The sequence below is a fragment of the Rhodococcus sp. 14-2470-1b genome (genome assembly GCF_002259415.1).
Lineage (GTDB): Bacteria > Actinomycetota > Actinomycetes > Mycobacteriales > Mycobacteriaceae > Rhodococcoides.
In genome coordinates this window covers 138,791-157,675 of sequence record NZ_NPFY01000001.1, presented here as the reverse complement: position 1 = coordinate 157,675, position 18,885 = coordinate 138,791, and the positions used below count along the sequence as shown (strand labels likewise).

The following is an 18,885-nucleotide window of genomic DNA, read 5'->3' as shown; positions in this document are numbered from 1 at the left end:
GTACTACTTCAGTTCCGCGAGGACGGTGCCCTGGGTGATGGCCGATCCTGGTTGGACGGCGAGCCCGGTCACTGTGCCTGCTTTGTGGGCGTTGACGGGGTTTTCCATTTTCATGGCTTCGAGGACGGCGATGAGGTCGCCTTCGGCGACTTCCTGGCCTTCTTCGACGGCGACCTTGACGACGGTGCCCTGCATGGGTGCGGTAACAGCGTCACCGGATGCAGCTCCGGCTCCTGCTCCGCCGCGCTTGCGGGCCTTGGGCTTCCGACGGATCGCGCCGTCACCGGCGTTGCCACCGCCACCGAGGGAGAATTGGCCGGGCAGGGAGACCTCGACGCGTCGGCCACCGACCTCGACGACGACAGCCTGACGCGGCAGAACCTCGTCCTCGTCCAGCGCTTCGCCGGCGGTGAACGGGGGAACCTGGTTATCCCATTCGGTTTCGATCCAGCGGGTGTGGACGTCGAAGGATTCCCCGTTACCGATGAACGCGGGATCGGAGACCACGGCAGCGTGGAACGGGATGACCGTGGCGAGGCCTTCGACGGTGAATTCGGCCAACGCGCGACGGGAGCGTGCGAGGGCTTCCTCGCGGGTGGCGCCGGTGACGATCAGCTTGGCGAGCATGGAGTCGAACTGGCCACCGATGACGGAGCCGGATTCGACACCGGAATCGACGCGCACACCGGGGCCGGACGGCGCGACGAACGTGGTGACCGGGCCGGGGGCGGGCAGGAAGCCGCGGCCTGCGTCTTCACCGTTGATGCGGAATTCGAAGGAGTGTCCGCGCGGGGTGGGGTCCTCGGTGATGGACAGTTCTTCGCCGTTGGCGATGCGGAACTGCTGCAGCACCAGGTCGATGCCGGAGGTTTCTTCGGTGACCGGGTGTTCGACCTGCAGGCGGGTGTTGACCTCGAGGAAGGAGACCAGGCCGTCCTGTCCGACGAGGTACTCCACGGTCCCGGCGCCGTAGTAGCCGGCCTCTTTGCAGATGGCCTTGGCGGAGGAATGGATCTCGGCGCGCTGGGCGTCGGTGAGGAACGGTGCGGGTGCTTCCTCGACGAGCTTCTGGAAGCGGCGCTGCAGCGAGCAGTCGCGGGTGCCAGCGACGACGACGTTGCCGTGTTGGTCGGCGATGACCTGTGCTTCGACGTGGCGGGGCTTGTCGAGGTAGCGCTCGACGAAGCACTCGCCGCGACCGAACGCTGCGACGGCTTCGCGGGTAGCCGAGTCGAACAGTTCGGGGATTTCTTCGCGGGTGCGGGCGACTTTCATGCCGCGGCCGCCGCCGCCGAAGGCGGCTTTGATGGCGATGGGGAGGCCGTGTTCGTCGGCGAAGGCGAGGATTTCGTCGGCGTCCTTCACCGGTTCCGCTGTGCCGGGAACGCTCGGTGCTTTGGCGCGGGCGGCGATGTGGCGGGCGGTGACCTTGTCGCCGAGGTCTCGGATGGATTGGGGGGAGGGTCCGATCCAGATCAGGCCTGCGTCGATGACGGCCTGGGCGAAGTCGGCGTTCTCGGAGAGGAAGCCGTAGCCGGGGTGGATGGCGTCGGCGCCGGACTTGGCTGCGGCATCGAGGAGTTTGTCGATGACCAGATACGATTCCGCCGACGTCTGGCCGCCGAGGGCGAAGGCTTCGTCGGCGAGGCGGACGTGGGGGGCGTCGGCGTCGGGTTCGGCATAGACCGCGACACTTCTCAGGCCTGCATCTGCTGCTGCTCTGATCACCCGAACTGCAATCTCGCCGCGGTTGGCGACGAGAACTTTGGTGATATGCGCACTGGCATGGCTGGGCACTGAGCCTCCTGTGGTGTCGAGTGTTCCGTGCTGGCCGTTTCGTGCCGCACTGGTACGAGCGTCTCTTCGGAGTTTAAGCACAGGCCCGAACACAACCGAAACTGGATGGTGATTATGGGGAACCTCCCCAAAAATCGAGTCACTACCTACTGATTGGTAGCAATCGGGCCGGTACCGGACGCGTCCAGGCTGTACGAGCGCCCTGCTCGACCGAGGAGTGCGTAACTGCCGGTGTCGACCACCTCGTCGACGATCCGGCGAAGTGCGCCGACGTACTGATGGACGTTCGACGTCGCCTCCTCGGTGTTGGGGTAGCGCGCCGAGATGTTGATCCCGCGCGGTGTCCGGTTGATCCAGATGTAGACATCGTGGTCGTACTGCCTGCTACGTAGCGCGCGTGCATTCCAGTCGTGCCAGTTCTCGGCCATGGGGGCGAACCGCACGTCCATGAAGGAGACGACGAAACGCGGTTTCGCCGACGTGTCCAAAGCCCGGAAGACTCGATCGAGGGGAACCCGGGCAACAGGTTTGGTCGCCGTGACCTGCTCGGTTGCCTGAGCCACGATGGAACCGAACGACTCCGCGTCGGCGATGTCGAACGACAACGGGCACAGTCCGACGAACCATCCGAGAGAGGACACCCAGTGCGGCTGGTCGCGGGTGTGGACCGGAGTGATGGTGCGAAACCGAGTGTCGCCGGAGAGTTCTGCGCCCGCGACAGCCAACGCGGCGAGCAGGCCGGAGAACAGGCTGTTTCCGGTCTTCCGACACGCCACCGAGAAGGCGTCCGCCCGCTCCGCGTCGAGGATCCACGCCGACAGGCCGCTCTGCGGAGCGTGCATCCCGCCCGGTCGACCGATGTCCAGCGGGAACGCAGGCAGCTCACCGTTGCCCTCGTCCAAGAAGTGCTTCCACGCCAGAACGGCATCGTGCGTGTTTTCCAGTTCCTCGTGCACACGTCTCTCGGACACACCGAAGTTGAGGTACGAACCTGCCTCGAACAACCCGGCAGGCACCTGATCCTTGGCCTCCGCATACAGCGCCGAGATCTCGTGAGCGACGAGAACGGTGGACAGTCCGTCGATGATCGAGTGGTCCGCGGCGAAGAAGACAGTGACGCGATTCGGGGCTTCCTCGGCCAGCGGCTCGAGCGTCACGAACGCGTAGGCGGGCCACGCCAGTGGTGACGTGAACTCGTCGAACAGGTATTGAAGGTGCTCGTAGACCTCACTGGACCGAACGCAGCGTTCCTGCTCCACCTGCCAGATGTCGATGGCACCCTCGGCTGCGGTAACACGAGACAGTGCGCCGGAGTTCTCGTCGATCGACGCGTGCGAGCGCATCGACTCGTGACGGTCGATCCACGCGAGGACGGCGCGCCGGAACGCAGGCTTGTCCAGCGGGGCGTCGATCTCGAACGCTGCGCCTAGCCAGCTCTCCCGCCCTCGCCTCGGGCTGGCGAGGCTGGAGCGTAGATGCGCCTCGTGGACGTACGACGTGGGTCGGCTGTCCGGCTGCCACCCGGCCAGAACCGGAGTGGTGGCGTGCGGCCCGACGCTGGGAATCCACTCGGTGATGGTTCCAGCGGGGATGGCGTAGTCAGCCAGCTCGGTGAACTCCATGCGGCACTGACCATCTTTCCCGGTGACTTGAACAGACAACTACTGCAGCCGAGTGTACCGAGCCCGAAGTGTATCGATCAAGACGACCGGTCACCTCAGGTGTCGTTTGATGCGCGCCAGCATCGCGGACATGCCGCGCAGCCGGAGCGGACTCACCGCGTCACCCAACCCGAGTGCCAGATAGAAGTCGTCCGGTACGTCCAGAATGTCCTGCGCAGAGTGACCGTCGAGGCCCTGGTGCAGGATCGACGCGAAGCCCCGCGTCGTCGGTGCCTCCGGTGGCGCACTGAAGTACAGCTGCACACGGTCGCGGTCGTCGGCGTCGACGGAGAGAAACAGCGGGGACTGGCACTCCGGGACGGGCTCCATCGCTGCCTGCTCGAGATGGGCAGGCAGCTCGGGAAGCTCACGACTGAACTCGAGCAGCAACTGAAGCTTGTCCTGGCCACCGACCGCAGCGAAGTCGTCGACGATCTCGGCCAGGGTGTCGGGCATGCCCTGAGATTCGGCCACAGTGCTACTTCTTCGTCGGTGCGTCGCCGGGCTCCTCGCCACGGACGATCGGAACACGAACCGCGTTGCCCCACTCGGTCCACGAGCCGTCGTAGTTGCGGACCGATTCGTGCCCGAGCAGATGCGTCAGAACGAACCAGGTGTGGCTGGACCGCTCACCGATACGGCAGTACGCGATGACTTCGTCGTTCGCAACGACGTCTCCGTAGATCTCGTCCAGTTCCGCGCGTGAACGGAAACGGCCGTCCGCTGCCGCTGCCTTGGCCCACGGAATGCTCGTGGCGGTCGGGATGTGTCCGCCGCGCAATGCGCCCTCTTCCGGGTAATCCGGCATGTGTGTGCGTTCGCCGGTGTATTCGGCTGGTGAACGGACGTCCACGAGCGGAACGGACCCGAGCGCAGACAGAACATCCGACGCGTACGCCCGGATGGGGGCGTCGTTCCGCTCGACGACCGGGTAATCCGTGGCCGGGTACTCGGGAACATCGAGCGTCGTCTCACGGATCTCCGCAAGCCACGCGTCGCGCCCACCGTCGAGCAGACGCACGTCCTCGTGGCCGAAGAGCGTGAAGACCCAGAGTGCGTACGCAGCCCACCAGTTGCTCTTGTCTCCGTAGATCACGACGGTGTCGTCGCGGGAGATCCCCTTCCGGCGCATCAGTGCCGCGAACTGCTCGCCGTCGATGTAGTCCCGCGTCACGGGATCGTTCAGGTCCAGATGCCAGTCGATCTTGACTGCGCCGGGAATATGTCCCACGTCGTACAACAAGACGTCCTCGTCGGATTCGACGACCTTGAGGCCGGGAGTTCCGATATGGGCGGACAGCCACTGCGTGGACACCAGGCGATCCGGGTGCGCATAGTCGGCGAAGGCGGGGGTGGGATCTGCTGCTATGGGCACTTCTTCTTCGCTCCTACTGAGAATTCGAGAGGGAGATGAGCAGTTCGCCGGGTGACGAGCTGACTGCATCGATCCTATGCGCTCGGGCCCAGAAGCAAGAGGTCACTGGTGTCCACCGGGTCCGATGCCGCGGCACGGACGACCGACACCAGTGCTCGAACGAAACGTTCGATCACGATGTGCGCCTGCGTCGTGTCCGGAAAACGCGAACGAAGCGCAAGCCCGTCCCCGGTCCGCGACACCCAGAACTGAGCGTCGTCGGCAGTGGTGACGTTGCTGATGTGATGCGCGTTGCGGCCGGTGGCGTCGGCTCCGGGCAGACGCCGGTAGTCGACGTAGGAGATCATGAAGACGTCGTCGCGGCCGCGTGTGAGCGTGTCGCCCACTGCTTCGAGGACGCGGGGTATCGGAACGGTCCCGAGCTCGAGCGCGTCACGAAAGGACGACTGTGCCGAGGCGAGTGTGTCCGCGAACGTCTCGAACACCTCGATGCTCATCGGTGCGTTGGTGGTGAACCACCCGATCGCGTGTTCGTACCGGGCTTCGCGACGGGTGTGCAATGGAAAGAGAAGCGGAAGAGTGCCAGGGCCACCGATGTCCGAAGACGCCTGCGCCATCGCGGCGGCGATCGAGGCGAAACTGCCGGCGCCCAGAGTTCGACAGGTCTGTTCGAACGCCGAGGCCTCGGCGGCGTCGGCCAGGTGGTGCACGGTCGTGGCCTGAGGGGCCCGAGAACCGGACGGCACGCCGAGGGCGAACGGAAATTCGGGTGTCCGGTTCCCACAGCTCGCAAAGAAATTCGACCACGCCTGCAGACGAGGATCCGTGAGATCGACCACGGGCGCGGCGATTTCGGCCGCGCAGAAGTCGACGAAACTCCCTACCTCGGGAAGGGCCGCCGCGTCCTGTAGGCGGTGTGCCGCGTACAGACGCGAGATCTCCTCGGCCGCCACCGTCATCGAGACTGCATCGACGTGAGCGTGATCGAAACCGCACACCACCGTCGAGCGGCTCGTGCGGCTCACTGCTGCGAACGAATACGACGGAATGCGGGTGGGGTGGCACAGGACGTTCAGCTGGGCGCGGAGGTGCTCGGTGAGGGCCTCGGAGTTGTCGATGGTCACCGACGTCGGTGCCGCGACGTCGACCTCGTGTGGCTCGTACACGCGTCGGCCGACGACGCCGTCTCGGGCGGCGAAGGAGGTCCGAAGAGCCGGGTGGCGGCGTACGAAGGCGCTGAAAGCGGACGTGAGAGCTTCGATGTCGATCGGTCCGTCGACGTCGAAAGCGACCGCGATCCACACCGATGCCGTGTCACTGTCGACCGCAGGTTCGAGTGCGGACGACAGATGGAAGCTCTGATTGAACGACGGCGGAACGGTCGACGCAGCACCTGCGCCCATCACGATCGGCCACTCCAGGTACAGCCCCGGCGCGGTGTGGAAGTCGGCTATCGAGGTCACTTGCACCGGTCAACCACCGACGACTTCGGCCACCCGTATCGCATAGTCGCCGTCACGGGCAACCGATTCCAGGATGCTCTGCAGGTGCGAGTGATAGCGCTCGACCGACTCGGCGGCGACGGGATTGTCGGGTACCTGCGCGCACAAGTACAGATGGTCCGCGTCGCGGTTGATCCACATCGACGCGTTGGACGTCCTGCCTTCACCGGTGAAGTGCTCACCCCGCGTGTCAGCCGGACGGCCGACACCGGGGAACCATCGAAAATCGATGTAGGACAGCATGTTCGGACTCACCGCCAGTTCACTGCCCAACGTTCCGTCGGCAGCCAGCGCGCCGAGGACGGCGTGAACGGGCACCGCTGCGATCTTCTTCGAAGCCTCGAATCCGGCGTGGGCTCCGACGGCGACCTCGGAGAAGGCACCGGCATCACCGACGGTGAACGCGACCGGCGCGAAGTTCACGAACCAGCCCTGCGATTGCGCGTAGTCACCGAGATGGCGCGTGCTGAGCACCGTGATACCGAAGTAGTCGGTGCGGCCGGCCAGTTCGAAATCGGCGATGCCGACGGCAGCGAACACGCCGCTGCTGATGCGTGCACCCGCAGCCTTGCACGCTCGGTCGAGCGCAGCCGTCGCGTCGGCGTCGAGTAGATGGCGTTCCACGATCCGTACCGGTCCGCGTTCACCTTCCCCCAGCCCGAGTGGCAGAGGGAATCGCGGCATCTTGCCGTCGTTGTTCTGGAAAATGCTTCTCCACGCGGCGATCTCGGGGGCATCGGGGCCGTACGTCGCCGCGAGCGCACGCTCTGCGGTCGCGTACTCGAGGTGGCTGCCCGCCGCTGCAGGTGTGGGAGCGTCCTCACCGATCTCCACTGCGTACAGATCAGCGAGTTCGCTGATGACCAGCGCCTGCGAACCACCGTCGGTGAACGCGTGATCCGCACCGTAGTAGAGGGTGAAACCGTCGGAGCGATCGACGGCACCGACGACGAAACCCGGATACTCGAACGCGGTGGCTTCGGCGGAGAAACGGGCACGGACGTAACTCTGGAACTGCTCGTCGGTGTCGAAGCTGCCTGCATCCCTCGGTTCGAACTCGGCGACCGCGTTCGAGGCGAGGTGCCGCACGACCTGCGTGCCGTTCACCTCGAACCAGCACCGCAATCCTTCGTGCCGAAGCACGTAGGCAGCGATCGCCCGGGAGAGGGCATCCCGATCGAGAGCCCCGTCGATCTCGGTGGCGACTCCGGTATAGGCGTGGTGGACGTCACCGCGAGTGGCCGCTGCTGCGGCCGCGACCAGATGGTCTTCCTGCAGAAACGACGGCGGGGCCGGGTGAATCGGGGCTGCCAGCGCAGCGTCCGACGCCGCCCGACTGGGGTGCCACTCCACGAGAGTGCCCGGTCGAGGCGTCCAGTTGCTCAGCGCGGTGATGATCATCGATGTACCTCCCGGATCTATTCTCGCCCGGCTCCGACGGCGGCAACTGCAGAATCGAGGGTTTCCGTTGGTTCTTCGATCACAGCGGTCACCACGGAGACGAATTCGGTGATGAACCGGTGCACGTTGGTCGTCGACACGTCCGAGCTGGGGAATCGGGCCGAGATGTTCAGGCCTTGCAGGGTGCGGTTGATCCAGAAGTAGACCTCGTCCTCTGCGTGGCACTCGCTGCGCAGTGCGCGGCCCTTTCGTTCCTGCCATTCCTCGCCGTCCGGAAGGAACCTCAGGTCGATGTAGGAGACGACGAAGCGCGGGATCTCGGTGGAGGACATCAGGGATGCGATCTTGGAGTACGGCATCGCGGCGAGCCCCTTGTACTCGGTTGCCCCGACGTTGGCCCGTTCTATCGCCTCGGCGAAGGTCGCTGCATCGTCCAGTCGGATTTCCATCGGGAGAATCCCGACGTACCAGCCGACGCTCGCAGCCCATTTCTCCGCGTAGCGGGTGTGCATGGGCATGATCGTCCGGAACGTGCCGTTGCCCGTCAATCGTGAGTTGACCAGCGCGAGTGCCGCCAGAATCCCCGCCTGCATGTTCTGGCCGGCTGCACGGCATTTGGCATTGAACACCTCGACCTGCTCGGTGGTGAGCAACCAGGAAGACACGCTGCTCTGACGAGTGGCGAGATCGGTCGGCGCCGACGAGTTCTCTGCGCGCAACGGGAGCGGGAACGCCGGGAATCGGCCGTCCTCGGCAGCCAGGAAGCGATCCCAGGCCAGTACCGCGTCGTGGTCGGCGGTCAACGATTCACCCAGCTCACGTTCGGCTGCGGAGAAGTCCACGTAACTGCCCACCTCGGGGAGTCCGTGCTCGGCGCCGTCCAGAACATGTGCGTACAGGCGGTCGAACTCGTTGATCGCGTAGATCTGGCTGTACGCGTCCATCACCGAGTGGTCGGCGGCGAACGCGACGAGGAACTTGTCCTGCTGCGGGACGGAGGCGGCCACGTGCGGCTCGGGGACGACGGTCGCCAGAACGAAGTGCGGCCACGTCGTCGGCGAGACGACGTCGGCGAACCAGGATTCGAGATGCTCGAAGACCTGCGACTCGCTCCACGACGACGACTCGGCCCGATCATCGACCGTGACGGCGTCGGCCTCGACGCTGTAGCGCCTCCAGGCGCCGGTTCGGTCGTCGCGCTCGACGCGTGTACGGAACGCCTCGTGCCGTGCGATGTAGGCACCGATGGTCCGGCGCATGACCTCGACGTCGTAACGACGGTGGATCTCGAAGACGGTACCGATCCACGAACCGTCGTTGCCCCGGCTGCAGTGGTCCTCGTGAGTGAAGGAGATCCCCCGCGGATCCTCGCGCCACGCCTCGGAGGCGACGGCGGGGACCCACTCGGTCAGCTTGCCTGCGGGCAGCGGGTAGTCCGCCAATTCGGTGTATTCCATCGAAAGCATCCAATTCCGAGCTCGGCCAGCAGCTACTGGCAACATGGGTGACGATTCGTGAAGCCGGACTCGACAGGCACAGCGCACGCGCATGACGTGACACCGTGCTAGCCGTTTGTAACGCGCATTCCGTGGTTCTCGCGGATTGTGCATTCGGTATTGGTTTCGCTGACGACACTAAGGCGAATCGTTCGGTAATTCGCTACGCAAAAAAGTGTTGTTCATCACCTGGTCTCGAGTTGACGACAGTGTCGTTTTCTGTCGTCCGAGAACGTCACGTCCGGGTATTTTCTACTACCCGTTCGTAACCTGCTGGTCGGCAGCGCAGTTCGTCCGATTGCCCTGGCGAATGCGCTGATCACTGCTGCATGGTGCGACGACGTCGCTCTCTCGGTTTTCGGACTTTCGGGTCGGTATCCTTATGGCTTGCGCCACATCCTCGAAACCAACCAATCCGTACGAAGTCCTGTCTCGAATTCTTGAAATTCGATTTCCGACGCTGTTTCCCGGTGATTTCGACACTCTGTCGAACCTGCTCGGTCAATGGCTTTGTAGTAGATTTTCGCAGATGACCCGAATTGGATTTGCGGATCACCTATTCCTCCGAATGCATCATGGAATCGGTAATCCGGTGTTCAATCAGTTCGTGTGGCGGTTCGACAGCCCAGTAGAAGTCGCGGAGCTCGCAAAACTGCACGCGAACCTGTCTGCGGGATTGCTCTCGCGACGGGTACTTCCGCCTACCGTTCCCACGGCAAGGCACCGATGGGTGACCTCGAACACGTCGTTACCGCTGGACTACTCCACCAATTCGGTCCCGACGGATGCGGTTCGATGCTGGGCGGAACAGCGTATCTCCGCCGACATCGACCCGGAAGCGGGGATCGGATGGCAGCTGTCCGCAGCTCCGGTTGCAGACGGCGGCACGGTCGTGTCTCTGGTCTGCTCGCACATGGTTGCCGACGGCGCGGCTATGGTCGCCGCCGTCGAACGCGCATCCACTGGCGTCTCGGTGGGGGACTCGGCTCGTCTGGGTGACAAGCCGTCGCTGATCGACTCGATCGCGTCCGACATCACGGACACCGTGGGCCAGCTCCGGCCGATCGCGACGTGGCTCGCGGGAAAATCCGCCCAGGCTGTCACTTCCGTCGTCCGACGTACGGCTGACGAAGAACCGTCATCAGCGGAAGCGCCGATCGCGCCCGACGCACCTAGCCGAACCGATGTGCCCGAGACGTCGGAGCCGTGGAGTCCGCCCTACGTCGTGGTCAGCTGCTCGGCGTCCGAGTGGACGGCGGCGGCCGCACAGTGGGGTGGTACGTCCAATTCGTTGTTCATCGCCGTCATGACGTCGGTGTCCGCTGCGCTGGGCCGCGCACGGCCCGGAGAAGAACTGCGGTGGTCGCTTCCCTTCAACGATCGGCGCTCGTCGGACGTCGATTCGAACTCCACGAAAATAATCGCCGTGCGAGTGCCCGTGCCGGATCCTGCCGACCGTGATCTCACTGGCATCCGGAAAGCGAGCAAAACTGCATTCCAGGAATTCTCCGCACGACAGGCTGTGGGCGCGGCCACCGGGCCGGTTCCGTTGGCCCTCGTCCAGATGTTGCCCGACGCGGTGGCGAGACGGTTGCCCGTCCCCGCGGACGGCGCCGAGGGACTGTGTTCCAACCTCGGTCGGCTCTCCGACGACTTTGTCTCCATCGGCGGAGTGCGAGCAACGAGAGTGTCTGCCAGAGCGACGTTCTCGGGAGCGGACGCCGAATTCGCACGACAGCTCGGCGGTGGTTCCACGGCCTGGGCGACCGAGACCGACGCTGCGATCACGATCAGCATGCACGGGATGGATCCGGACCGAATGGCGAGCGACGAGGACGTCCGAGAAGTGGTGTCAGAGGTTCTCGGACGCTGGGGGATCGGTCACGAATTCTGGTGAACGGCACCTTCTATCAACCGCACGGCGGTGCGACGCGTGTCGGCCGGAGTTGTCATGGCCGCGGCCAATTGTCGTGCATGTGACGCGGTGTCGGGGCGCATCAACGTCTCGATGCCTGCGGCGAGAGTGTCCCGGTCGAGTTCGACGAACTTCGCCGAGCACCCAGCGCCGGTTCTCGTCAGAGCGGCACCCCAGAACGGTTGATCCGCGCTGAACCAGCACACCATGGTCGGTAACCCCGCCCGAACGCTCGCGGCAGTCGTGCCCGCGCCGCCGTGGTGAACTGCAGCCCGACACAACGGAAACAAGGCGCCGTGGTCGACGGAGCCGGCGATGGCAACGCTGTTGTCGGCATCGACGCGTTCGTCGAGTGCGCTCCAACCCGAACTGACGATCGCCCGGTATCCACCGCGCGCGCAGACGTCCTCGATCATTCTCACCAACCCCGTCGGATCCCTGACCGGCATGCTGCCGAATCCGAAGTACACCGGCGCAGTCCCGGATTCGATCCAGGATCGAAGCGATGCGGGGATCGGATCGGCACCGAGAACTCCGGTGCTGTGCGACGATTCGCTTCCGCCCGGTTCGAGAAACCCGATGAACGGTCTCCTGTCCTCCCATTCCTGCCGGAGACCGGGGAAGAACGCAGAGTCGTATGCCTGGATCTCGATCCCGCCGTACGACTCGATCCGTTCGGGGAGGGGGCGCGACGCATTCCCCAGTCCGAGGGCGCGGCGCTGAGTGTTCTCTCGCTTCTTCATCGAGTTCCACCGCATGGACTCGAGGATCCGCCACGTCGTTCGATTGACAACACCGGGCATCGTGCGCGACGGCACGACCGACATCGACCGGTTCGATCGGATGGGGCAATAATGCAATGCTGCGAAAGGAATGGATTGTGACTCAGCATAATTGAAGACCAATTCCTGGCCGAGGGTGCCGGCTATCGCCATGTCTGCGTGCGCACCCATCAGCAGCACGCTCTCGGCCATGTCGTCCCATCCGAAATTGGCCAGTTCCGCCAACGCGGCCCACCGCGTTCGAAGATTCTTCGACTTGATTCGGGTGCGCACCAGATCCGACTCCAGAAGCGCTCGGGTATCCGGACCGAACGGCACCACGGACACGGACGCATGGTCCGCCGTTGCTGCCTCGGCGAACGCGACGAGGTTGGGAGGTGCGCCGAAGGTGACATCGTGCCCACGAGCGGACAGCTCGGACGCCACGACCAGGCCTGGTTGGACGTCCCCACGGCTGCCTGTGAACGGCATCACGAACTTCATTTCCGCCCTCCTCGGCCGCGTCCTCGCACGCAGAACTGAAACCTACCGCACGAGTGGTGAACGTCGCGTAACACGCACGGGCGCAATGGTGTTTCGAACCACGCGGGTGTTTCCAACCACGCGTTCTCCGATACCCTTTCTCGGTGACCAGATTGACGTACGACGACGACCTGTTCCTCCGGATGGAGTGCGTCCTCGACGTTCCCGTCGTCAATCAGATCGTCTGGCGCTTCACAGGTCCGATCGACTCCGAGGTACTGGACTCGACGTGGCGGAACCTCGCAGGCGGACCGATCGATCGAGCCGTACACCGAGTGTCGGTTCCGGGTGCACGAGACCGATGGGTGCGGGCCGAGTCGACACTGCCCCTACTCCGAGGCGCGCGAGCCATTCCCGCGCACGCGCTCGCCGAGTGGATGGAAGAGCGCGCGACGGTCGCTCTCGACCCCACGAGCGGACCGGTGTGGCAACTCGCGTACACGGACCTCGAGAACGGAGGGTCCGCGCTGTCTCTCGTCGCCTCCCACGTGGTCGGTGACGGTGGCGCCCTGACGTCTGCAGCCATCGCAGCGCTGAGAGGACCCTCTGATCCCGACGACTTCGCCTCGGCATTCGACACCGCACCCACCTCCGACCTCCGCGATGCTGCCGGGCAACTCCGGGCCGCGGCGTCCGGCACCGCCAGAGCACTCGGCCGAACCGTGCGCGGCGTGCTTCCGGGTGCGAGCACCCCGTCCGCCTCGAAGGCGGGTACGCAGGCTGTGGTGGACAAGCCGGCTGTGGTGGACAAGCAGCGAGCAGGCAAGCTACCTGTGGCAGCACGGACAACGGGGGAGTTCTCTCCCAGCACCGTCGTCGTGGATTGCCCGACGGACGAATGGGTGGCCGCAGCGTCGAGGGCCGGGGGTAGCGCCAACAGTCTGTTGGTGGCCGTCGCCCTGGGCATTCTGACGGCCGGTGGCCGCGTGAAGGAGTCGGATGCAGTCAAGGTGTCTCTTCCGGTGAGCACGCGCATTCCGGGCGACACCCGTGCCAACGCGACGTCCGGGGTGTCGATCGTCGTGGACGGAGGCAGGGGCTACCTCGACGATCTCCGGCCCATTCGCCGGGACAGCAAGGCGGCGTTCCAAGCGCTCGCCGACGCCACCCGGTCCACCACGTTCGAGCTCACGAAGCCGCTGATGCAGATGTTGCCCGACGCCGTCGTCGCGCGCGCAGCCAAGTCGGCAACCGCACCGCTGTGCCTCTGCTCCAACCTGGGTGCACGCGGAGGCGCTCTGCGTTCGGTGGGCGGAGCCGTGGCGGAGTCGGTCGCGATGCGCTCGATCACGCAGAACACCACGGCGGAGTTGCTGCGGCGTACCAAGGGCGGCGTCAGTGTCTGGTGGAACACGTGCGGCGAGACGGCGACGCTCTGTGTGACCGGTCTGGACCCGGACCTGTACCCCGGCCGGGAACATCTGAAGAAACTGATCGCCGACGAGTACACCAGGTGGCAGCTGACGCCCACTTTCTGGTGAGGCTATGCTTATCCACCGATTCCGCACCTTTTCGGTGCAGCGCTACGGACGAAGGGGAAGTGAACATGGCAGTAGTCGTGTTGTTCGGTTCGGAGACCGGTACCGCCGAGGAAGTGGCAGACAAGATCGCCGACATCCTGGTGGACCACGACGCCGAGGTGCGCGACATGCTCGAGTACGAGGTCTCGGAGATCGACACCGACGCCTTCCACGTCATCATCTGCTCCACCTACGGTGACGGCGAGCTGCCCACGGGAGCCGAGCCCTTCTACGACGCACTCGTCGAGGACGCACCGGACCTGTCCGGGCTCAAGTTCGCGCTGTTCGGCCTCGGCGACCGAATCTACGAGGACACGTTCAACCGTGGCGGCGAGATCATCGCAGAGAAGCTCGTGGAACTGGGTGCTGTGCAGGTCCACGAGCATGCACGCCACGACAGCTCGTCCAACATCAAGCCGAAAGCTCTGGCCGAGGAGTGGGCTCGCGAACTCACCGGACTACTGCCGGGCTGACCACACATCGGACATCGATACGCCGACCTCGTTCAGCAATCGCCGAACGAGGGGCAGGCCGATGCCGATGACGCTGGACGGGTCACCCTCGATGCGGTCGACGAACCACCCACCGAGACCGTCCAGCGTGAAGGACCCCGCGACCTCCAGAGGTTCCCCCGACGCCAGATACGTCTCCAGGTCGGCCTCCGACGGTGTCGCGAAGTGAACAGTCGTCGAATGGCACGCACCGACCACCGCCGTCGTTTGGCCGTGGCGGACGCGAACGACCGAGTGGCCGGTCAGGAGCTCGCCGGACGTCCCGGCCATGGTCTGCCAGCGTCGACGGGCGACGTCGACCGTGTGCGGTTTGCCCTGGAGGTCCCCGCCGATCGACAGCATCGAATCACAACCGACAACCACAGCGTCGATCAGAGCAGCGTCGATCAGAGCAGCGTCGTTCAGAGCAGTGTCAATCGGGGCAGGGTCAGGGCCTGAAGTGCTCAGGCCGTTCACGACTGCCTCTGCCTTGGCGCGAGCCAGCGCCACGACGACGTCCTCGGGGGACGCCGATTCACCGAGTGAGGCCGTCAAAGCATCCTCGTCGACGCCGGACACCCGAACGACGGGGTCGACGCCCGCGGCTCGGAGGACTCCCAACCGAGCCGGCGACGCCGAAGCAAGAACGAACGTTGTCATTGTGTGTCCACGCCCCGAGGCACGTGCCTCAGTAGCGGCGCGACGCAGCGAACGAGTACGGCGAGAACGGCGCGAACGTGCGGTGCATGGTGACGGGAGATCCCCACAACTCGGCCGGACGCGTATCCGCGGGTGCCGACGCCGAGCCCTGCGCCGCAGTCAGAACCGCGACCAACGCAGCGATCTCCTCGTCGGAAGGATCGCCCTTGACGATACGGATCGCCGACGCCGCGGCAGCTGCTCCGTCGGCGCCGAGGTCGGCGGACTCGATCAGCTCGTCGGCGACGGTCAGATCTGTTTCGCGTGCGGGTGCACTCATCTATGCAAGCTCACTTCCGGTGGTCGTAGTAAGACGTGTCAGAGAGGAATGTTGCCGTGCTTCTTCGGGGGCAGGGTGACTTGTTTGCGTTCGAGGAGGCGTAGTGCGGAGACGATCTGTCCGCGGGTGTGGCTCGGCGGGATGACGGCGTCGAGGTATCCACGTTCGGCGGCGACGTACGGGTTGACGAGGGTGTCTTCGTATTCCTGCTGCAACTTCAAGCGCAGTGCGTCGACGTCTTCACCGTTCTTGGCGGCTTCGAGGAGTTGCTTGCGGTAGACGAATCCGACGGCTCCGGAGGCGCCCATGACGGCGATCTGCGCGGTCGGCCAGGCGAGGTTGACGTCGGCGCCCATGTGCTTGGAGCCCATGACGTCGTACGCGCCGCCGTAGGCTTTGCGGGTGATGACGGTGATCTTCCCGACGGTCGCTTCACCGTAGGCGTAGAGCAGTTTCGCGCCGCGGCGGATGATGCCGTTGAACTCCTGACCCGTGCCGGGCAGGAAGCCGGGGACGTCGACGAGGGTGATGATGGGGACGTTGAACGCATCGCACGTGCGGACGAAGCGTGCGGCTTTTTCGGAGGCGTCGATGTCCAACGTGCCGGCGAACTGGGTGGGCTGGTTGGCGACGATGCCCACCGAGCGGCCGTCGACGCGTCCGTAGCCGACGATGATGTTGCGGGCGCGGCCTTCCTGGACTTCGAGGAATTCGTCGTCGTCGAGGATGCGGCGGATGACCTCGTGCATGTCGTACGGAGTGTTCGGTGAATCCGGGATGAGGGTGTCGAGTTCGAGGTCCTCGGCGGTGAGGTTGTCCTCGATGGCGCCGTCGATCGGATCCGACGGGATCGTGCGTGGTGCATCCGCGCGGTTGTTGGACGGCAGGTAGCCGAGGAGGTCGCGGACGTAGTCGAGGGCGTCCTGCTCGCCGGAGGCGACGTAGTGCGCGACGCCGGATTTCTCCATGTGGGTGTGGGCGCCGCCGAGTTCTTCCATGGTGACGTTTTCGCCGGTGACGGTTTTGATGACGTCGGGTCCGGTGACGAACATCTGGGAGGTGCCGTCGACCATGACGACGAAGTCGGTCAGGGCTGGGGAGTACACGTGTCCGCCTGCGGCGGGTCCCATGATCAGGGAGATCTGGGGGATGACGCCGGAGGCTTGGACGTTGCGGTGGAAGATTTCGCCGTAGAGGCCGAGGGAGACGACGCCTTCCTGGATGCGAGCGCCTGCGCCTTCGTTGATGCCGATGAGGGGGCGTCCGGTCTTGAGGGCGAGGTCCATGACCTTGACGATTTTCTCGCCGTAGATTTCGCCGAGGGAGCCGCCGAAGACGGTGGCGTCCTGGGAGAAGATGCAGACGTCGCGTCCGTCGATGGTGCCGTAGCCGGTGACGACGCCGTCGCCGTAGGGGCGGTTGTCGGCGAGGCCGAAGTTCTGGGAGCGGTGGCGGGCGAGGGCGTCCATCTCGACGAAGGAACCTTCGTCGAGCAGTGCGGTGATGCGTTCGCGGGCGGTGAGCTTGCCTTTGGCGTGCACCTTCTCGATTGCGGCGGCGCCTGACGGTGCCATCGCGGCCTCGCGGCGGCTACGGAGTTCGGCGAGCTTGCCTGCCGTCGTGTGAATGTCGGGCTTGGCGTCCGTACCCTGCGCAGTCGAATCCTGAACACTGGTCATGGGGAAACACTTTAACCACGGGTGTGACGGGAGCCCTACCGAGGGCCACGTACCGGTTGGTAGCAGGAGTCGGCGCCACCGGCCATCGAACCGGTGAGCCCATATGCTCTTGAGTCATGTGGACCAACCTCGATCGCCCCCCGCTCGACACTGCCGCTCTCCGACGGGCACTCGTCGACGGACCACAAGCCTCCTGGTCCAGGCTCGATGTGGTCGAGCAAACCGGTTCGACCAACGCCGACCTCATTGCTCGGGTACACGGCCTCGCCGACCGGACTGCCCTCGTCGCCGAGCAACAGGACAGCGGGCGCGGACGACACTCACGGCCTTTCGTGGGTCCACCGAGATCACAACTTCTGTTCTCGGTTCTCGTCAAGTTTCCAGGCATCGATCCGGCGGTTCTCGGATGGCTTCCGCTGCTAGCCGGTGTGGCCGTGGTCGATTCGCTCCGCACTGTTGCCGCCGTGGACGCGGCACTGAAGTGGCCGAACGACGTACTCATCGAGGGCCGTAAGGTCGCGGGCATCCTCGCCGAGGTGGCCGAGCACGGCCCCAACCCCTCTGTCGTCGTCGGAATCGGCCTCAACGTCACCATGACCGAAAGTGAACTGCCGGTCCCGACGGCAACGTCGCTCGCGTTGGAAAACGCCGCCGTCATCGACCGCAGCACGCTGCTGCGGTCGATACTCCGAGCGATCGGCGCGGAGATCGACTCCTGGCGCAACTCCAACTGGAACACCGAACACCTGGCCCACCGCTACCGCGAGCGGTGCGACACAATCGGCCGCCGCGTGCGCGTCGAGCTGCCGGGAGACCGCCAGATGGTCGGCGAGGCGACCGACGTCGACGATCAGGGCCGGATCGTCGTTCGCACCGACGACGCCGACACCGGAACCGTCGCGGTCGCTGCCGGCGACGTCACTCATCTACGAGCTGTCGACACCGACTGACCCCTCGAACGGCTTCCGATCGGCCACCGATCGGCAGCGCGGTCGTGGCAGGATCACGGCGGAACCGGAGAAGGAGAGCGATCCGCATGGGCTATCCGCAGGATGCGTTGGCAGACGAAGAAGAGCTGCTACTGCACCACCACCCTCACTGGAAGATGCTCGTCCTTCCGGCGGCTACCTTCATCGTCGTCACCGCCCTGGCCGGATTCGGGATCGGAGTGGCCTCCGCTCGAGTGGACGGCACAGCGTCGACGACGGCGGTCATCGTCGTCGCCGTGGTATGGGCAGCTCTGGTCGCGTGGCGCTGCGTCGCTCCGTTGATCAGCTGGAAGTGCACGCACTTCATCGTCACCGACCGTCGCGTGCTCATTCGACAGGGTGTCATCACACACTCGGGCATCGACATCCCGATGAGCCGCATCAGCAATGTCCAGTTCCGGCACGGACTGGTCGACCGGATGCTCGGCACGGGCACGCTCATCATCGCGTCGGCGTCCGACGATCCGCTCGAGTTCGACGACATTCCACGGGTGCAGCGGGTGCACTCGCTGCTCTACCAACAGGTGTTCGACTCCCTGGAATTTCGGCGGTCCGGGGAATTTCGGCGGTCCGGGGAGTATCGATCGGGGGAATACCGCAGTTCCGGCGATATCGACGGAGACGAGCTCGGCCACGAGGTGGACGGGCCGTCGCCGGACGGTGCCAGGCCCGGTTGGCGGGCCGGTCGGCGTCGATGACGGTGTCCGCTTGCCGGCAGCGGTTCCGCGGAACCCGGGTGCGGGCGGGTAAATACATCATTCTCACAGTTTCCGGCC

The 18,885-nt window shown here is 65.0% G+C and carries 16 protein-coding genes; 5 read left to right on the top strand and 11 right to left on the bottom strand.

The features are described from left to right. Nucleotides 1–3 precede the first annotated feature (3 nt). From CH293_RS00745 to CH293_RS00715, 7 genes are all read right to left on the bottom strand, one after another. Entirely contained in the window at nt 4–1,797 is a 1,794-nt protein-coding gene (locus CH293_RS00745; RefSeq protein ID WP_094719072.1) for an acetyl/propionyl/methylcrotonyl-CoA carboxylase subunit alpha, read from the bottom strand. A gap of 146 nt (nt 1,798–1,943) precedes the next feature. Then, nucleotides 1,944–3,419 (bottom strand): condensation domain-containing protein, encoded by a 1,476-nt coding sequence (locus CH293_RS00740; RefSeq protein WP_094719071.1) that lies wholly within the window; start codon nt 3,417–3,419, stop codon nt 1,944–1,946. 90 nt (nt 3,420–3,509) lie between these two features. Then, nucleotides 3,510–3,914: a SufE family protein gene (locus CH293_RS00735; protein ID WP_037111193.1), complete on the bottom strand. Its 405-nt coding sequence runs from the start codon at nt 3,912–3,914 to the stop codon at nt 3,510–3,512. A gap of 22 nt (nt 3,915–3,936) precedes the next feature. Beyond that, entirely contained in the window at nt 3,937–4,833 is an 897-nt protein-coding gene (locus CH293_RS00730) for a sulfurtransferase (RefSeq protein WP_094719070.1), read from the bottom strand. Between the two features lie 74 nt (nt 4,834–4,907). Further along, nucleotides 4,908–6,296, bottom strand: coding sequence for a condensation domain-containing protein (locus CH293_RS00725; protein WP_094719069.1), 1,389 nt, complete (start codon nt 6,294–6,296; stop codon nt 4,908–4,910). A 9-nt stretch (nt 6,297–6,305) separates the two neighbouring features. Then, on the bottom strand, nt 6,306–7,736 hold the full coding sequence (locus CH293_RS00720) for a condensation domain-containing protein (protein WP_094719068.1): 1,431 nt from the start codon (nt 7,734–7,736) through the stop codon (nt 6,306–6,308). Nucleotides 7,737–7,753: 17 nt separating this feature from the next. Then, a complete protein-coding gene (locus CH293_RS00715) occupies nt 7,754–9,193 on the bottom strand; it encodes a condensation domain-containing protein (protein WP_037111185.1) in 1,440 nt (479 codons plus the stop codon). Between the two features lie 769 nt (nt 9,194–9,962). Here CH293_RS00715 and CH293_RS00710 point away from each other — a divergent pair. Next, a complete protein-coding gene (locus CH293_RS00710; RefSeq protein WP_255122639.1) occupies nt 9,963–11,129 on the top strand; it encodes a hypothetical protein in 1,167 nt (388 codons plus the stop codon). Here the strand turns inward: CH293_RS00710 and CH293_RS00705 are convergent. Further along, a complete protein-coding gene (locus CH293_RS00705) occupies nt 11,114–12,412 on the bottom strand; it encodes a glycosyltransferase (protein ID WP_094719067.1) in 1,299 nt (432 codons plus the stop codon). The two genes, CH293_RS00710 and CH293_RS00705, sit on opposite strands and share 16 nt — an antisense overlap. Before the next feature lie 143 nt (nt 12,413–12,555). On the opposite strand from CH293_RS00705, the gene CH293_RS00700 reads away from it, so the two are divergent. Both CH293_RS00700 and CH293_RS00695 read left to right on the top strand, forming a co-directional pair. After that, the gene (locus CH293_RS00700; RefSeq protein WP_094719066.1) at nt 12,556–13,932 is read left to right on the top strand and encodes a hypothetical protein; all 1,377 of its coding nucleotides are present in this window, start codon (nt 12,556–12,558) and stop codon (nt 13,930–13,932) included. Nucleotides 13,933–13,997: 65 nt separating this feature from the next. Further along, nucleotides 13,998–14,444 (top strand): flavodoxin domain-containing protein, encoded by a 447-nt coding sequence (locus CH293_RS00695; protein WP_020112133.1) that lies wholly within the window; start codon nt 13,998–14,000, stop codon nt 14,442–14,444. Here CH293_RS00695 and CH293_RS00690 read toward each other — a convergent pair. From CH293_RS00690 to CH293_RS00680, 3 genes are read right to left on the bottom strand one after another with little or no spacing between them, the layout of a single operon-like run. Beyond that, nucleotides 14,430–15,122 carry a nucleoside triphosphate pyrophosphatase gene (locus CH293_RS00690; RefSeq protein ID WP_094719065.1) on the bottom strand — a complete coding sequence of 231 codons (693 nt, stop codon included), beginning with the start codon at nt 15,120–15,122 and terminating at the stop codon, nt 14,430–14,432. The two genes, CH293_RS00695 and CH293_RS00690, sit on opposite strands and share 15 nt — an antisense overlap. Before the next feature lie 28 nt (nt 15,123–15,150). Beyond that, on the bottom strand, nt 15,151–15,441 hold the full coding sequence (locus tag CH293_RS00685) for an acyl-CoA carboxylase subunit epsilon (RefSeq protein ID WP_037111176.1): 291 nt from the start codon (nt 15,439–15,441) through the stop codon (nt 15,151–15,153). Between the two features lie 38 nt (nt 15,442–15,479). Further along, on the bottom strand, nt 15,480–17,120 hold the full coding sequence (locus CH293_RS00680; protein ID WP_037111174.1) for an acyl-CoA carboxylase subunit beta: 1,641 nt from the start codon (nt 17,118–17,120) through the stop codon (nt 15,480–15,482). Between the two features lie 116 nt (nt 17,121–17,236). On the opposite strand from CH293_RS00680, the gene CH293_RS00675 reads away from it, so the two are divergent. Then, entirely contained in the window at nt 17,237–18,070 is an 834-nt protein-coding gene (locus tag CH293_RS00675) for a biotin--[acetyl-CoA-carboxylase] ligase (RefSeq protein WP_094719064.1), read from the top strand. Nucleotides 18,071–18,156: 86 nt separating this feature from the next. Beyond that, complete coding sequence (locus CH293_RS00670; protein ID WP_094719063.1) at nt 18,157–18,807, top strand: PH domain-containing protein; 651 nt, start codon at nt 18,157–18,159, stop codon at nt 18,805–18,807. Nucleotides 18,808–18,885 lie beyond the last annotated feature (78 nt).

Coding starts and splice junctions, on each gene's coding strand:
- CH293_RS00740 (WP_094719071.1), bottom strand. CDS start 3,419: ATGGAGTTCACCGAGCTGGCTGACTACGCCATCCCCGCTGGAACCATC.
- CH293_RS00735 (WP_037111193.1), bottom strand. CDS start 3,914: ATGCCCGACACCCTGGCCGAGATCGTCGACGACTTCGCTGCGGTCGGT.
- CH293_RS00720 (WP_094719068.1), bottom strand. CDS start 7,736: ATGATCATCACCGCGCTGAGCAACTGGACGCCTCGACCGGGCACTCTC.
- CH293_RS00715 (WP_037111185.1), bottom strand. CDS start 9,193: ATGGAATACACCGAATTGGCGGACTACCCGCTGCCCGCAGGCAAGCTG.
- CH293_RS00705 (WP_094719067.1), bottom strand. CDS start 12,412: ATGAAGTTCGTGATGCCGTTCACAGGCAGCCGTGGGGACGTCCAACCA.
- CH293_RS00695 (WP_020112133.1), top strand. CDS start 13,998: ATGGCAGTAGTCGTGTTGTTCGGTTCGGAGACCGGTACCGCCGAGGAA.
- CH293_RS00690 (WP_094719065.1), bottom strand. CDS start 15,122: ATGACAACGTTCGTTCTTGCTTCGGCGTCGCCGGCTCGGTTGGGAGTC.
- CH293_RS00685 (WP_037111176.1), bottom strand. CDS start 15,441: ATGAGTGCACCCGCACGCGAAACAGATCTGACCGTCGCCGACGAGCTG.
- CH293_RS00680 (WP_037111174.1), bottom strand. CDS start 17,120: ATGACCAGTGTTCAGGATTCGACTGCGCAGGGTACGGACGCCAAGCCC.
- CH293_RS00675 (WP_094719064.1), top strand. CDS start 17,237: ATGTGGACCAACCTCGATCGCCCCCCGCTCGACACTGCCGCTCTCCGA.
- CH293_RS00670 (WP_094719063.1), top strand. CDS start 18,157: ATGGGCTATCCGCAGGATGCGTTGGCAGACGAAGAAGAGCTGCTACTG.